Consider the following 12,739-nt stretch of genomic DNA (forward strand, 5'->3'; position numbering starts at 1 on the left):
TCCCACATTTCGACCGAGTTCCGCCTTGGGAATGCGGTCCAAATGTGGGAGCGGGCTTGCTCGCGAAAGAGCGCGCCGCGGTTTCAGCTAATACTCAGTAGCCGTAACGCTTGCTTGCCTCGATCGCCAACCCGCTACCAATGCTGCCGAAGATGTTGCCTTCTACATGCCGGGCATTGGGCAGCATCGCCGAAACACTCTGGCGCAGGGCCGGGATGCCGCTGGAGCCGCCGGTGAAGAACACCGTATCGACCTGGGCCACGTCCACCGAGGCGTCGTCGAGCAGTTGGGTCACGCTATTGCGCACCCGCTCCAGCAGGTTGTCGATGGACGACTCGAACAGGGCGCGGCTCAGTTCCACGCTTAGGCCCGGTTCGACCCGGTCCAGCGGCACATGGCGGCTGTCGTCGTGGGTGAGGTGGATCTTGGTCTCTTCCACTTCCATGGCCAGCCAGTGCCCGGCGCGTTGTTCGATCAACTTGAACAGGCGGTCGATGCCGCCGGTGTCTTCGATGTCGTAGCGCATGCTGCCCAGGGCCAGCTGGGATTTTTGCGAGTACACCGAGTTGATGGTGTGCCAGGTGGCCAGGTTCATATGGTGGCTGGTGGGCATGTAGGCGCCGCTTTTCATGCGGCTGCCGTAGCCGAACAGCGGCATCATGCCGGCCAGCGAGAGCTGTTTGTCGAAGTCGGTCCCGCCGATATGCACGCCGCCGGTGGCGAGGATGTCGTCGTGGCGGTTGTCGTGCTTGCGCCGCTCGGGCGACAGGCGCACCAGGGAGAAGTCGGACGTACCGCCGCCGATGTCGACAATCAGGACCAACTCTTCTTGTTCAATGGTGGATTCGTAGTCGAAGGCCGCGGCAATCGGCTCGTACTGGAACGAGACTTCCTTGAAACCGAGTTTGCGGGCCACGTCCACCAGGGTGTCTTCGGCCTCTTTGTCGGCCATTGGGTCGTCGTCGACGAAAAAGACCGGGCGGCCCAGTACCACTTCCTCGAACTCACGGCCGGCGGTGGCTTCGGCGCGGTTCTTGAGCTGGCCGATAAACAGGCCCAGCAGGTCCTTGAACGGCATGGCCGTGCCCAGCACGCTGGTGTCGTGCTTGATCAGCTTGGAGCCCAGCAGGCTCTTGAGCGAGCGCATCAGGCGGCCTTCGTAGCCTTCCAGGTACTCGTGCAGCGCCAGGCGGCCATACACCGGGCGGCGCTCTTCAAAGTTGAAGAACACCACCGACGGTAGGGTGATCTTGTCGTCCTCCAGCGCGATAAGCGTTTCCATGCCGGGGCGGATCCAGCCGACAGTGGAGTTGGACGTGCCGAAGTCGATGCCGCAGGCACGGGCTGGGGAAGTGTTGTTCATGTCTAACAGGTTCCGGTTAAAAAACGGCCGCGCAGTGTATGTCACTCGCGTGCAGATGCGTAGGCCGACTATCCGCTAAATACAGCAGACTTGTTACCTTGAAAGGTCGGCTCGCTGCCCCCAACTCCTGTGCATACGGTTGGTGGCTGTCGAAAGGATCAAGTGTGTCCTGCAAGCCGCCGATAATTTTCTGACGCACCTCGAACCGCCCCGCAATGCCCCGGCAGGCAGGGCCCGACTGTGCGATCTCGATAACGGATGGTGATGCCCCCATGGATTTCAAAGACTATTACAAGATTCTTGGTGTCGAGCCGACGGCCGATGACAAGCAGATCAAGGCCGCTTATCGCAAGCTGGCCCGTAAGTATCATCCCGACGTCAGCAAGGAAAAGGACGCGGAGGAGAAGTTCAAGGACGCCTCGGAAGCCTATGAAGCGCTGAAAAGTGCCGACAAGCGCGCCGAATACGACGAATTGCGCCGCTATGGCCAGCATGGCCAGCCCTTCCAGGGGCCACCAGGCTGGCAAAGCCGTGGCGGGTTTGGCGGTGGCCAGGACAGCGGCGAGTTTTCCGACTTTTTCAGCTCGATCTTTGGTTCCCGTGGCAACGGCTTTGGCGGCGGGCAAGGGCGCAGCCCCGGTCGGCGCGGCCAGGATGTGGAGATGGAACTGCCGGTGTTCCTGGAAGAGACCCTGTCCACCGAGTCCAAGGCGGTCAGCTTCCAGGTGCCGCAATACAATGCGGCGGGCCAGCACGTCAGTAACACCACCAAGAGCCTGAATGTGAAGATCCCGGCCGGTGTGGCCGATGGCGAGCGGATCCGCCTCAAGGGCCAGGGTGCGCCGGGGATTGGCGGCGGCGCCAATGGCGACCTGTACCTGATCATCCGCTTTGCGCCGCATCCGAAGTTCGAGGTGGAAGGCGAAAACCTGGTGATCACTTTACCGCTGGCCCCGTGGGAATTGGCCCTGGGCGCGGAAGTCGCGGTGCCGACCCTGACCGGCAAGATCAACCTCAAGGTGCCAGCCGGCAGCCAGAATGGCCAGCGCATGCGGGCCAAGGGCCATGGTTTGCTGAACAAGGCCGGGCAGCGTGGGTATCTGTTTGTGCAGCTCAAGGCGGTGATGCCCAAAAGCAGCGACGAGGAGGTCAAGGCGTTGTGGCAGGAGTTGGCGAAAAAGGCCAATTTTGATCCACGGGAAACCTGGAACCGCTAGCCGATCCCTGTGGTGGGCAGGCGAACCCTGTGGGAGCTGTCGAGCCCCGGCGAGGCTGCGATGGCGGCGGTATTGCTGGCATTGATGTTGGCTGAACTACCGCTATCGCAGCCTCGCTAAAGCTCGACAGCTCCCAGATACCGGCGCGGCAGTATCACGGTAAATGTGGTGCCCGCCGTCTCGCTGGACGCCACTTCAATCGTACCCCTGTGGGCTTCCACCACTTCCCTGACGATAAACAATCCCAGCCCGAGGCTGGTTGAGTTGCTGCCCGGCTCTTCGGTAGTGCTGCGCACCAGCGGGTCGAACACGGTGCCCAGCGCCTCCTGGGGAATCGGCGGGCCGTAGTTGTGCATGCGCAGTTCTACGCTGCCAGGGGAGCCGTCGAGGCTCAGGGTCACCGCCTGGCTGTTGAGGCCGTGCTGCAAGGCATTGCCAATCAGGTTCTGCAACAGCTGATCAATGCGCCCGCGATCCCACAACCCCTGGGTATCGCCCTGGAGATGCAAGTGAACCTGGCAATCCGGGCGGCTCGCGCACGCTTCGGCGATGGCCTCCCTGGCGGCGTCGGCCAGGTTCATCGGCTTGGGCTCGATCGGCAGGCTGCTGCCCAGCCGGCTGCGCACAAACCCCAATAGATCGCTGACCATCGCCTCCATGTGTCGGGCACCCTTCTGGATATTGCCCACCAGGCCCAGGCCATGGCTGTCCAACGGGGCCTTGCGCAACAACATCTCGGTGGACATCTTCACCGCCTGCAACGGTGTGCGCAGATCGTGGCCGAGGATGGCGAGGAAGATATCCCGCGAGCGATTGACCTGTTCGGCGTAGGCCGCCGTGGATTCGGCCAGGGCTTCGTCGATGGCTTCGTTGAAGCGGATCATGTCCTGGAAATACGTCATATCCGGCGACGCCAGGCTATCGACCCACAGCCGGATCACGCAGGCGCGCAGGTGGCGGAACTCGGAGGTCATCTGCACCAGGTCAAAGCCTACGGTATGGCGCAGTTCGCCATGGCTGGCGGCGGCGGCGTCCAGGCTCGGGGTTTTTTCCGGGCCTTCGCCCTTGGCCTTGGCGGCCTGTTCGCTGGCGCTCTGGCGGGTGTTCATGTCCCGTGCGGCGGCCAGCAGGATCGAGTGCGCATGGTCGCGCAGTTGCGTGCGGTTCAAGGTGTCGGCGGCCGGGGTCAGGGTTTCGGCAAACTGCTCCCATTCATCGACGATCCGCTCGGCATGCAACACGATGAATTCGGATAGGCGCATAGCCAGGTTCCCAAGTGCAAGACGGTGAAGAAGCGTGGCGCATCGTAGCGCCTTACGCCTCTTCGCTTCACTGGCACGGCGGGTATCTGCCGATGAACGGTCAGAACAGGAAGTAACGCTGGGCCATCGGCAGCACGTCCGCCGGCTCGCACCACAACAGCTCGCCATCGGCTTTGACCTGGTAGGTCTGCGGGTCGACCTCGATGCTTGGCAGGTAATCGTTGTGGATCAGGTCGCTCTTTTGCACCTGGCGACACCCCTTGACCACCCCGATCTGCTTCTTCAGGCCCAAGGCCTGCGGCAGGCCCTCGGCCAGCGCCGCCTGGCTGATAAACGTCAGGCTGGTGGCGTGCAGCGCGCTGCCGAAACTGGCGAACATCGGGCGGTAGTGCACCGGTTGCGGGGTGGGGATCGAGCCGTTGATATCCCCCATCAGGCTGGACGCAATCGCCCCGCCCTTGAGGATCAGCGTGGGCTTGATGCCGAAGAACGCCGGGCGCCACAGCACCAGGTCGGCCCATTTGCCGACTTCGATGGAGCCCACCTCATGGCTGATACCGTGGGTGATCGCCGGGTTGATGGTGTACTTGGCGATATAGCGCTTGGCGCGGAAGTTGTCGTTGCCTGCGCCGTCGCCGGGCAGCGGCCCGCGCTGTTTCTTCATTTTGTCGGCGGTTTGCCAGGTGCGCATGATCACTTCGCCCACGCGGCCCATGGCCTGGCTGTCGGAGCTGATCATCGAGAACGCGCCGAGGTCGTGCAGGATATCTTCGGCGGCGATGGTCTCGCGGCGGATGCGGCTTTCGGCGAAGGCCACATCCTCGGCAATACTCGGGTCGAGGTGATGGCAGACCATCAGCATGTCCAGGTGTTCGTCGATGGTATTGCGGGTGAACGGCCGGGTCGGGTTGGTGGAGCTGGGCAGCACGTTAGGCAAGCCGCAGGCCTTGATGATATCCGGCGCATGCCCGCCGCCGGCCCCTTCGGTGTGATAGGTGTGGATGGTGCGGCCCTTGAGCGCGGCGAGGGTGGTTTCGACAAACCCTGACTCGTTGAGGGTGTCGCTGTGGATCGCCACCTGTACATCGTATGCGTCGGCCACGCTCAGGCAGTTGTCGATACTGGCCGGGGTGGTGCCCCAGTCTTCATGCAGCTTCAGGCCAATCGCCCCGGCCTTGACCTGCTCGATCAACGGCTCGGGCAGGCTGGCGTTGCCCTTGCCGGTAAAGCCCAGGTTCATCGGAAACGCGTCTGCCGCTTGCAGCATGCGCGCCAGGTGCCACGGTCCGGAGGTGCAGGTGGTGGCATTGGTGCCGGTGGCAGGCCCCGTGCCGCCGCCGATCATGGTGGTGACGCCACTGGTCAGCGCTTCTTCGATCTGCTGCGGGCAGATGAAGTGCACATGGGTGTCGATACCGCCGGCCGTGAGGATCATGCCTTCACCGGCAATCACTTCGGTGCTGGCGCCGATGGCCAGGGTCACGCCGGGCTGGATATCCGGGTTGCCGGCCTTGCCGATCCCGGAGATGCGGCCATTTTTCAGGCCGACGTCGGCCTTGACGATGCCCCAGTGGTCGATGATCAGCGCGTTGGTGATGACCGTGTCGACCACCTCGGCGGCCAGCAGTTGGCTCTGGCCCTGGCCGTCGCGAATGACTTTGCCGCCGCCGAACTTCACTTCTTCGCCGTAGGTGGTGAAGTCCTGCTCCACTTCGATCCACAACTCGGTATCGGCCAGGCGGACCTTGTCACCGACGGTGGGGCCGTACATGTCGGCGTAGGCTTGGCGGCTGATTTTCATAGGGGTGTCCTGAGAAATTGATCGCTTTGATCGTTCCCACGCTCTGCGTGGGAATGCATCCGGTGACGCTCTGCGTCACGACGTTAAGAGCGGGACGCAGAGCGTCCCAGGCGGCGTTCCCACGCGCAGCGTGGGAACGATCAGTGAGGCCCTAAAGATCACCCATGATCTTCCCGGCAAACCCGAACACCCGGCGCAACCCTGCCAGCTCCACCAACTCCACCTCGCGACTCTGCCCCGGCTCAAACCGCACCGCCGTGCCCGCCGGGATGTTCAGGCGCATGCCGCGGCTTTGGGCGCGGTCAAAGGTCAGCGCGTCATTGGTCTCGAAAAAATGGTAATGGGAACCCACCTGGATCGGCCGGTCGCCACGGTTGGCCACATTCAGGCTGAGGGTACGGCGACCGACGTTGAGTTCGATCTCGCCAGGCTGGATCTGGAATTGGCCAGGAATCATGCAGGTTGCCCCAGGGTCTTGTAGTAGATGGCGGTCGGGCTGTAGCGCCCGTCCGGGCTTTGGCAGTAGTCCGGCAACTCGCCGATTTTTGTGTAGCGCAGCGCCTGGTAGAACGCTTCGGCGGGGGAGCCGGCTTCGGTGTCCAGGTACAGCAGGCCGCGCTTGTGCTGGCGGGCGGCGAGTTCCAGAGCGCTCATCAGTTGCTGGCCCAGGCCATGGCGGCGGGCGCTGCTGTGCACCAGCAGTTTTTGCACTTCGGCGCGGTTGAGGCCGTTGGCTTTGAGGCACAACGCCAATTGCACACTGGCGATCACTTGCTCGTCGCGCACCACCACCCAAAGCAGCAGGCTGCCCTCTTCGATACTCGCCTGCACACCGCTTAAATAGGTACGGGCTTGGGCATCATCGAAGTCGGCCATGAAACCTACCGAAGCGCCATGCTTCACCGCGTCCAGCAACAGCTCAATCAAACCCAGGCGGTAATGGGCAAAACTTTCAGCATTGACTCGACGCAGTTGGGCAGCATTCATCGGGGTTACTCCTTGTGGACCGCCGGCGGCTGGGCGCCGGGGTTGAGCAGCAGTTGCATAAAGGTCAGGTCCAGCCAGCGGCCAAACTTGGTGCCCACCTGGGCCATCTGCCCGGTGATGCCAAAGCCCAGGCGTTCATGCAGGCGGATCGAGGCCTGGTTGCCGCTTTCGATGGCGGCGACCATCACGTGTTTGTCGCAGGCCCTGGCGCGTTCGATCAGGGTCTGCATCAGCCGTGGGCCCAGGCCTTTGCCGCGTTGGTCGTTGCGCACGTACAGCGAATGCTCGACGGTGTGGCGAAAGCCGTCGAAGGGCCGCCAGTCGCCAAACGAGGCATAGCCGACCACCTGCTCGGCCTCCACCGCCACCAGGATCGGGTAGAACTGCGCCTGGCGCGCGCTGAACCAGGCCTGGCGATTGCCCAGGTCCACCGGTTGCTCGTTCCAGATCGCCGTGGTGTTGAGCACGGCATCGTTGTAGATATCGCGGATCGCCGGCAGGTCGCCGTGCACCGCGTCACGAATCAGCAAGGACATGGCCGGGCCTCAGGCGATGGGTTGATGGACGGTCACCAGTTTGGTGCCGTCGGGGAAGGTGGCTTCGACCTGGATATCCGGGATCATTTCCGGGATGCCCTCCATCACTTGTTCACGGCTGAGCAGGGTGGTGCCAAAGTGCATCAGGTCGGCCACGGTGCGCCCGTCGCGCGCGCCTTCGAGCAGGGCGGCGGAGATGTAGGCGATGGTTTCCGGGTAATTGAGCTTCACCCCGCGCGCCAGGCGGCGTTCAGCCACCAGGCCGGCGGTGAAGATCAGCAGTTTGTCTTTTTCCCTTGGGGTTAGGTCCATGGTCAGCAGTCCGTCATAAAAAACATTCTAAAAAACACCGAAGACTCATCAATGTAGGAGCTGGCTTGAGTCTTCATGTGTTCCAGATTCTTGGGGGCACAGCCTCACGCCCCAGCAACGCCGGGCGCAACAGCCGCCATAAATCAATCAACCAGGCCCGCGCCAGCAGGGTTTCGCCGGCCAGGCAGCGCGCCACCAGCAAACCCGGCAGTTGGGTCAGGTCGCCACGCACTGCATGCGGCAGCGCTCGGCATTGTTCAAGCAGTTCGGTATCGATTTCCCCGCTCACCAGCAACGTGGCGAACACCGGCTGCCCATCCAGGCCAATCGGCGAGTCGAGCAGGCCGTCGTCGCCGACGATGCGTTGGCGTTCATGCCAGAGCAACTGGCCGTCGCGACGGATATCCAGGTGCGACTGGAAGTGCCCACGGTCGAAACGTTCGCCGCTGGCCGGGCGCCCCAGCGCCACCACGTCCCAGTACAGCAGCCGGGCGTCGCCGTGCAGGTCGATGCGGGTGCTGAGTTCGGCCTGGGCCGCACTGAACACGATGGTTTCCTGGGGCAGCCACTCCAGGGTGGCGCCGGCCTCGACCGTCAAGGCCACCTGCTGGTAGGCCGGCCCGCTGGCACGGTACCACTTGGCAGCGCCGGGGCTGGTCAATTGCGCCCACGCGCCTTCGGCCAGGTGGGCGCTGATCTCCAGGCGATCGCCCCCAGCAATCCCGCCCGGCGGGTGCACAATGATGTGCTGGCACACCTCCGGGCCTTCGGCGTACAGGTGCTTTTGCACCCGCAGCGGGCCCACATGGCGGCGCAGCACCGGGCGCGTGCTGGCGCCGAAACGTGCATAGCCCAACTCCAGCGCGGCATGCCAGCTGGGGGTGAACAGGGCGGTGGGGGCAGGAAGGGTCATGGCCAGGGCTTAATCAACAGGACGCTACAGATTAGATGGTAACCAGGCCGCGCACACCGTCGGCCTGCATATTTTCACCACGGCCCTGCTGGACAATTTCCCCCCGCGACATCACCAGGTATTGATCGGCCAGTTCGGCGGCGAAGTCGTAGAACTGCTCCACCAGCAAAATCGCCATGTCGCCGCGTTCTGCGAGCTTCTTGATCACCGCGCCGATCTCCTTGATCACCGAGGGCTGGATGCCTTCGGTGGGCTCATCGAGGATCAACAGGCGCGGACGGCTGGCCAGCGCACGGCCAATCGCCAACTGCTGTTGTTGACCACCGGACAAGTCGCCGCCGCGCCGATGCTTCATTTGCAGCAACACCGGGAACAGTTCGTAGATAAACGCGGGGACTTCCTTGGCTTCAGAGCCCGGAAAGCGCGACAGGCCCATCAACAGATTTTCTTCCACGGTCAGCCGCCCGAAAATCTCCCGGCCCTGGGGCACATAGGCGATACCGGCGTGCACGCGCTGGTGCGGCTTGAACCCGGTGATGGCCTTGCCTTCCCAGTTCACCGCGCCGTCCTTGGCGGGCAGCAGGCCCATCAGGCATTTGAGCAGGGTGGTCTTGCCCACGCCGTTACGGCCGAGCAGGCAGGTGACTTCGCCGACTTTCACGTCGAACGAAAGGCCGCGCAGGATGTGGCTGCCGCCGTAGTACTGGTGCAGCTTGTCGACTTGCAGCATGTTCAAACTCTCCTCAAATCCCCTGTGGGAACCGGATCAACTGTGGGAGCTGGCTTGCCTGCGATGGCGCTGTGTCAGTCACCCTCGCTATCGCTGGCAAGCCAGCGCCTACATAAAGCGGATTGCATCAGGCTCAACGACCGAGGTACACCTCGATCACCCGCTCGTTTTCCTGCACCTGCTCCAGCGACCCTTCGGCCAGCACGCTGCCCTGGTGCAGCACCGTCACATGGTCGGCAATCGAGCCGACAAAGCCCATGTCGTGCTCCACCACCATCAGCGAATGCTTGCCCGCCAGGCGCTTGAACAACTCGGCGGTGAACTCGGTCTCGGCGTCGGTCATGCCGGCCACCGGCTCATCGAGCAGCAACAGTTGCGGGTCTTGCATCAGCAGCATGCCGATTTCCAGGAACTGCTTCTGGCCGTGGGACAGCAGGCCGGCCGGGCGCTGTACCGAAGTCGTCAGGCGAATGGTGTCCAGTACCTCGTCGATACGGTCTTTCTGCTCACCGCCAAGGCGCGCGCGCAGGCTGGCCCACACCGATTTGTCGGTCTTGTGCGCCAGCTCCAGGTTCTCGAACACGCTCAGGGCCTCGAACACCGTGGGCTTCTGGAACTTGCGGCCGATGCCGGCCTGGGCGATCTGCACCTCGCTCATGCGCGTCAGGTCCAGGGTTTCGCCAAACCAGGCCTTGCCGTGGCTGGGGCGGGTCTTGCCGGTGATCACGTCCATCAGCGTGGTCTTGCCCGCGCCGTTGGGGCCGATGATGCAGCGCAGCTCGCCGACGCCGATGTACAGGTTGAGGTCGTTCAGCGCCTTGAAGCCGTCGAAGCTGACGCTGATGTCTTCCAGGGTCAGGATCGTGCCGTGGCGGGTATCGAGGCCCTTGCCGGCGACCTGGCCGAGGCCGATGGCGTCGCGGCTGCTGCCGGCGTCAAGCACGGGTTCAAGCATGAACTCAGCGGTTGCCGTGACTCTCATTGTTCGCCCCTTTTCTTCAGCAGGCCGATGATGCCCTTGGGCAGGTACAGGGTGACGATGATGAACAGCGCCCCCAGGAAGAACAGCCAGTACTCCGGGAAGGCCACGGTGAACCAGCTCTTCATGCCGTTGACCACACCGGCACCCAGCAGCGGGCCGATCAGGGTGCCGCGCCCGCCCAGGGCCACCCACACGGCGGCTTCGATGGAGTTGGTCGGCGACATTTCGCTGGGGTTGATGATGCCCACCTGCGGCACGTACAGCGCCCCGGCGAGGCCGCACAGCACCGCACTCAACACCCACACAAACAGCTTGAAGCCCCGCGGGTCATAGCCGCAGAACATCAGGCGGTTCTCCGCGTCGCGCAGGGCCGTCAGCACCCGGCCGAACTTGCTCCGGGCCAGGCGCCAGCCGATAAACAGGCTGCCCACCAACAGCAGCACCGTGGCCAAAAACAGCACCGCCCGCGTGCCGGGCTCGGTGATGCCAAAGCCCAGGATGCTGCGGAAGTTGGTAAAGCCGTTATTGCCGCCAAAGCCGGTCTCGTTGCGGAAAAACAACAGCATCCCGGCAAAGGTCAGGGCCTGGGTCATGATCGAGAAATACACGCCCTTGATCCGCGAGCGGAAGGCAAAAAAGCCGAACACCAGCGCCAGCAAACCCGGCGCCAACACCACCAGGCACAGGGCCCAGAGGAAGTGCTGGGTGCCGAGCCAATACCACGGCAATTCGCTCCACGACAGGAAGGTCATGAACGCCGGCAACTCGCTGCCGGCGGCCTGGCGCATCAGGTACATGCCCATAGCGTAGCCGCCAAGGGCAAAGAACAGGCCGTGGCCCAAGGACAACATGCCGGCGTAGCCCCACACCAGGTCCAGGGCCAGGGCGACGATGGCGTAGCAGAGGATCTTGCCCACCAGCGTCAGGGTGTAGGCCGAGACATGCAATGCGTTATCGGCAGGCAGCAGCGACAGCAGCGGCAACGCCAGCAGCACGGCGAGGATCACCACACCCAGCGCGATCGTTACCTTGGGGCCGGCCTTTTGCGCGGCTGTAAGCATCAATGGCTGGTTCATCAGTCGATCACCCGTCCTTTCAGTGCGAAGAGTCCTTGCGGGCGTTTCTGGATAAACAGAATGATCAGCGCGAGGATCAGGATCTTGCCGAGTACGGCACCGATCTGCGGTTCAAGAATCTTGTTGGCGATCCCCAGGCCAAAGGCGGCCATGACGCTGCCGGCCAACTGGCCGACGCCGCCGAGCACCACCACCAGGAACGAATCGATGATGTAGCTCTGGCCCAGGTCCGGGCCGACGTTGCCGATCTGGCTCAGGGCCACGCCACCTAAGCCGGCGATGCCCGAGCCGAGGCCAAAGGCGAGCATGTCTACGCGCCCGGTGGGCACGCCGCAGCAGGCGGCCATGTTGCGGTTCTGCGTCACGGCGCGCACGTTGAGACCCAGGCGGGTCTTGTTCAGCAGCAGCCAGGTCAGCACCACCACGCACAGGGCAAAGCCGATGATGACGATGCGGTTGTACGGCAGCACCAGGTTGGGCAGCACCTGGATCCCGCCCGACAGCCAGGTCGGGTTGGCCACTTCGACGTTCTGCGCGCCGAACAGCAGGCGCACCAGTTGGATCAGCATCAGGCTGATGCCCCAGGTGGCCAGCAGGGTTTCCAGCGGCCGGCCGTAGAGATGACGGATCACCGTGCGCTCCAGCGCCATACCAATGCCGGCGGTGACAAAAAACGCCACCGGCAGCGCGATCAGCGGGTAAAAATCGATGGCCTGGGGCACGTAGCGCTGCATCAGCAACTGCACCACGTAGGTGGCGTAGGCACCGAGCATCAACATCTCGCCGTGGGCCATGTTGATCACCCCGAGCAAGCCGAAGGTGATCGCCAGGCCCAGGGCCGCCAGCAGCAGGATCGAGCCCAGGGACATGCCGCTGAAGGCTTGCCCAAGGATCTCCCCCACCAGCAACTTGCGCTTGACCTGGGCCAGGCTGGTTTCGGCGGCGGTGTGCACCCCGGCATCGGTTTCGACGCCGGGCGCCAGCAAGGCTTCCAGGCGGGTGCGGGCCAGTGGGTCGCCAGTGCTGCCCAGCAGACGCACGGCGGCCAGGCGCACGGCCGGGTCGGGGTCGACCAGTTGCAGGTTGGCCAGGGCCAGGCTCAGGGCGCTGTGCACGTCGTCGTCGGTTTCGCTGGCGAGTTGCTGGTCGAGGAATTTCAGTTGGGCCGGGGTTGCGCTTTTTTGCAGTTGTTGCGCAGCCGCCAGGCGCACCTTGGGCTCGCTGGCGAGCAACTGCTGGCTGGCTTGTACGTTGTTGATCAAGCCGCGCAGGCGGTTGTTCAGGCGCACGGTCTTGGGTTCACCGTTGACCATGAGTTGGCCTTGTTGCAGGGCGTTGACCAACTCGATGCGCGCCGGGTCAGGCTGGGCGGCCCAGCCCTGCAACAGCTTGGCTTGTTGGCTCGGGTTGGCGGCGAGGAAGTCTTCGGCATCACCGGCGTGTGCGGCCAGGGGCAGCAACAGCAGGCAGGCCAGGAGGAAGCGGTGGAGGGCAGTGGGCATAAACAAATGTCCTGGTCATGCGCGGACTAGGTTTATGTGGGAGCGGCGATTCGACCTG

At 63.5% G+C, this 12,739-nt stretch carries 13 protein-coding genes; 1 reads left to right on the forward strand and 12 read right to left on the reverse strand.

From position 1 onward, the window contains the following. Positions 1 to 94: 94 nt before the first annotated feature. The gene (locus tag AO268_RS24870; RefSeq protein ID WP_099170150.1) at positions 95 to 1,363 is read right to left on the reverse strand and encodes an Hsp70 family protein; all 1,269 of its coding nucleotides are present in this window, start codon (positions 1,361 to 1,363) and stop codon (positions 95 to 97) included. A 272-nt stretch (positions 1,364 to 1,635) separates the two neighbouring features. Here AO268_RS24870 and AO268_RS24880 point away from each other — a divergent pair, with 272 nt between their 5' ends. Beyond that, positions 1,636 to 2,580: a DnaJ C-terminal domain-containing protein gene (locus tag AO268_RS24880; RefSeq protein WP_099170152.1), complete on the forward strand. Its 945-nt coding sequence runs from the start codon at positions 1,636 to 1,638 to the stop codon at positions 2,578 to 2,580. 116 nt (positions 2,581 to 2,696) lie between these two features. On the opposite strand, the gene AO268_RS24885 is transcribed toward AO268_RS24880, so the two are convergent. From AO268_RS24885 to urtB, 11 genes are all read right to left on the reverse strand, one after another. After that, entirely contained in the window at positions 2,697 to 3,842 is a 1,146-nt protein-coding gene (locus AO268_RS24885; RefSeq protein WP_099170153.1) for a sensor histidine kinase, read from the reverse strand. Positions 3,843 to 3,942: 100 nt separating this feature from the next. Then, a complete protein-coding gene (gene ureC / locus AO268_RS24890) occupies positions 3,943 to 5,643 on the reverse strand; it encodes an urease subunit alpha (protein WP_099170154.1) in 1,701 nt (566 codons plus the stop codon). A gap of 151 nt (positions 5,644 to 5,794) precedes the next feature. Continuing rightward, a complete protein-coding gene (locus AO268_RS24895; protein ID WP_076961529.1) occupies positions 5,795 to 6,100 on the reverse strand; it encodes an urease subunit beta in 306 nt (101 codons plus the stop codon). Further along, complete coding sequence (locus tag AO268_RS24900; protein ID WP_099170155.1) at positions 6,097 to 6,630, reverse strand: GNAT family N-acetyltransferase; 534 nt, start codon at positions 6,628 to 6,630, stop codon at positions 6,097 to 6,099. Before AO268_RS24900 ends, AO268_RS24895 begins: the two co-directional genes overlap by 4 nt. Before the next feature lie 5 nt (positions 6,631 to 6,635). Further along, positions 6,636 to 7,166 carry a GNAT family N-acetyltransferase gene (locus tag AO268_RS24905; RefSeq protein WP_099170156.1) on the reverse strand — a complete coding sequence of 177 codons (531 nt, stop codon included), beginning with the start codon at positions 7,164 to 7,166 and terminating at the stop codon, positions 6,636 to 6,638. A gap of 9 nt (positions 7,167 to 7,175) precedes the next feature. After that, positions 7,176 to 7,478, reverse strand: a complete 303-nt coding sequence (locus AO268_RS24910) for an urease subunit gamma (RefSeq protein WP_032862374.1) — start codon at positions 7,476 to 7,478, stop codon at positions 7,176 to 7,178. A 73-nt stretch (positions 7,479 to 7,551) separates the two neighbouring features. Beyond that, the gene (locus AO268_RS24915; protein ID WP_099170157.1) at positions 7,552 to 8,391 is read right to left on the reverse strand and encodes an urease accessory protein UreD; all 840 of its coding nucleotides are present in this window, start codon (positions 8,389 to 8,391) and stop codon (positions 7,552 to 7,554) included. A 31-nt stretch (positions 8,392 to 8,422) separates the two neighbouring features. Further along, positions 8,423 to 9,121, reverse strand: a complete 699-nt coding sequence (gene urtE / locus AO268_RS24920) for an urea ABC transporter ATP-binding subunit UrtE (RefSeq protein ID WP_099170158.1) — start codon at positions 9,119 to 9,121, stop codon at positions 8,423 to 8,425. Between the two features lie 133 nt (positions 9,122 to 9,254). Next, complete coding sequence (urtD, locus tag AO268_RS24925) at positions 9,255 to 10,103, reverse strand: urea ABC transporter ATP-binding protein UrtD (protein ID WP_099170159.1); 849 nt, start codon at positions 10,101 to 10,103, stop codon at positions 9,255 to 9,257. Beyond that, positions 10,100 to 11,179 carry an urea ABC transporter permease subunit UrtC gene (gene urtC, locus AO268_RS24930; RefSeq protein ID WP_076961523.1) on the reverse strand — a complete coding sequence of 360 codons (1,080 nt, stop codon included), beginning with the start codon at positions 11,177 to 11,179 and terminating at the stop codon, positions 10,100 to 10,102. The genes urtD and urtC overlap by 4 nt, the downstream gene beginning before the upstream one ends. Then, on the reverse strand, positions 11,179 to 12,681 hold the full coding sequence (urtB, locus tag AO268_RS24935; RefSeq protein WP_099170160.1) for an urea ABC transporter permease subunit UrtB: 1,503 nt from the start codon (positions 12,679 to 12,681) through the stop codon (positions 11,179 to 11,181). Before urtB ends, urtC begins: the two co-directional genes overlap by 1 nt. Between the last annotated feature and the right edge of the window lie 58 nt (positions 12,682 to 12,739).

The sequence above is a fragment of the Pseudomonas sp. ICMP 8385 genome (assembly GCF_002699915.1).
Lineage (GTDB): Bacteria > Pseudomonadota > Gammaproteobacteria > Pseudomonadales > Pseudomonadaceae > Aquipseudomonas > Aquipseudomonas gessardii.

What these genes read in the sequence shown, in the direction of transcription:
- ureC (WP_099170154.1), bottom strand. Translation starts at nt 5,643, where the DNA reads ATGAAAATCAGCCGCCAAGCCTACGCCGACATGTACGGCCCCACCGTC.
- AO268_RS24915 (WP_099170157.1), bottom strand. Translation starts at nt 8,391, where the DNA reads ATGACCCTTCCTGCCCCCACCGCCCTGTTCACCCCCAGCTGGCATGCC.
- AO268_RS24900 (WP_099170155.1), bottom strand. Translation starts at nt 6,630, where the DNA reads ATGAATGCTGCCCAACTGCGTCGAGTCAATGCTGAAAGTTTTGCCCAT.
- AO268_RS24910 (WP_032862374.1), bottom strand. Translation starts at nt 7,478, where the DNA reads ATGGACCTAACCCCAAGGGAAAAAGACAAACTGCTGATCTTCACCGCC.
- AO268_RS24870 (WP_099170150.1), bottom strand. Translation starts at nt 1,363, where the DNA reads ATGAACAACACTTCCCCAGCCCGTGCCTGCGGCATCGACTTCGGCACG.
- urtC (WP_076961523.1), bottom strand. Translation starts at nt 11,179, where the DNA reads ATGAACCAGCCATTGATGCTTACAGCCGCGCAAAAGGCCGGCCCCAAG.
- urtB (WP_099170160.1), bottom strand. Translation starts at nt 12,681, where the DNA reads ATGCCCACTGCCCTCCACCGCTTCCTCCTGGCCTGCCTGCTGTTGCTG.
- urtD (WP_099170159.1), bottom strand. Translation starts at nt 10,103, where the DNA reads ATGAGAGTCACGGCAACCGCTGAGTTCATGCTTGAACCCGTGCTTGAC.
- AO268_RS24880 (WP_099170152.1), top strand. Translation starts at nt 1,636, where the DNA reads ATGGATTTCAAAGACTATTACAAGATTCTTGGTGTCGAGCCGACGGCC.
- AO268_RS24895 (WP_076961529.1), bottom strand. Translation starts at nt 6,100, where the DNA reads ATGATTCCTGGCCAATTCCAGATCCAGCCTGGCGAGATCGAACTCAAC.
- AO268_RS24905 (WP_099170156.1), bottom strand. Translation starts at nt 7,166, where the DNA reads ATGTCCTTGCTGATTCGTGACGCGGTGCACGGCGACCTGCCGGCGATC.
- AO268_RS24885 (WP_099170153.1), bottom strand. Translation starts at nt 3,842, where the DNA reads ATGCGCCTATCCGAATTCATCGTGTTGCATGCCGAGCGGATCGTCGAT.
- urtE (WP_099170158.1), bottom strand. Translation starts at nt 9,121, where the DNA reads ATGCTGCAAGTCGACAAGCTGCACCAGTACTACGGCGGCAGCCACATC.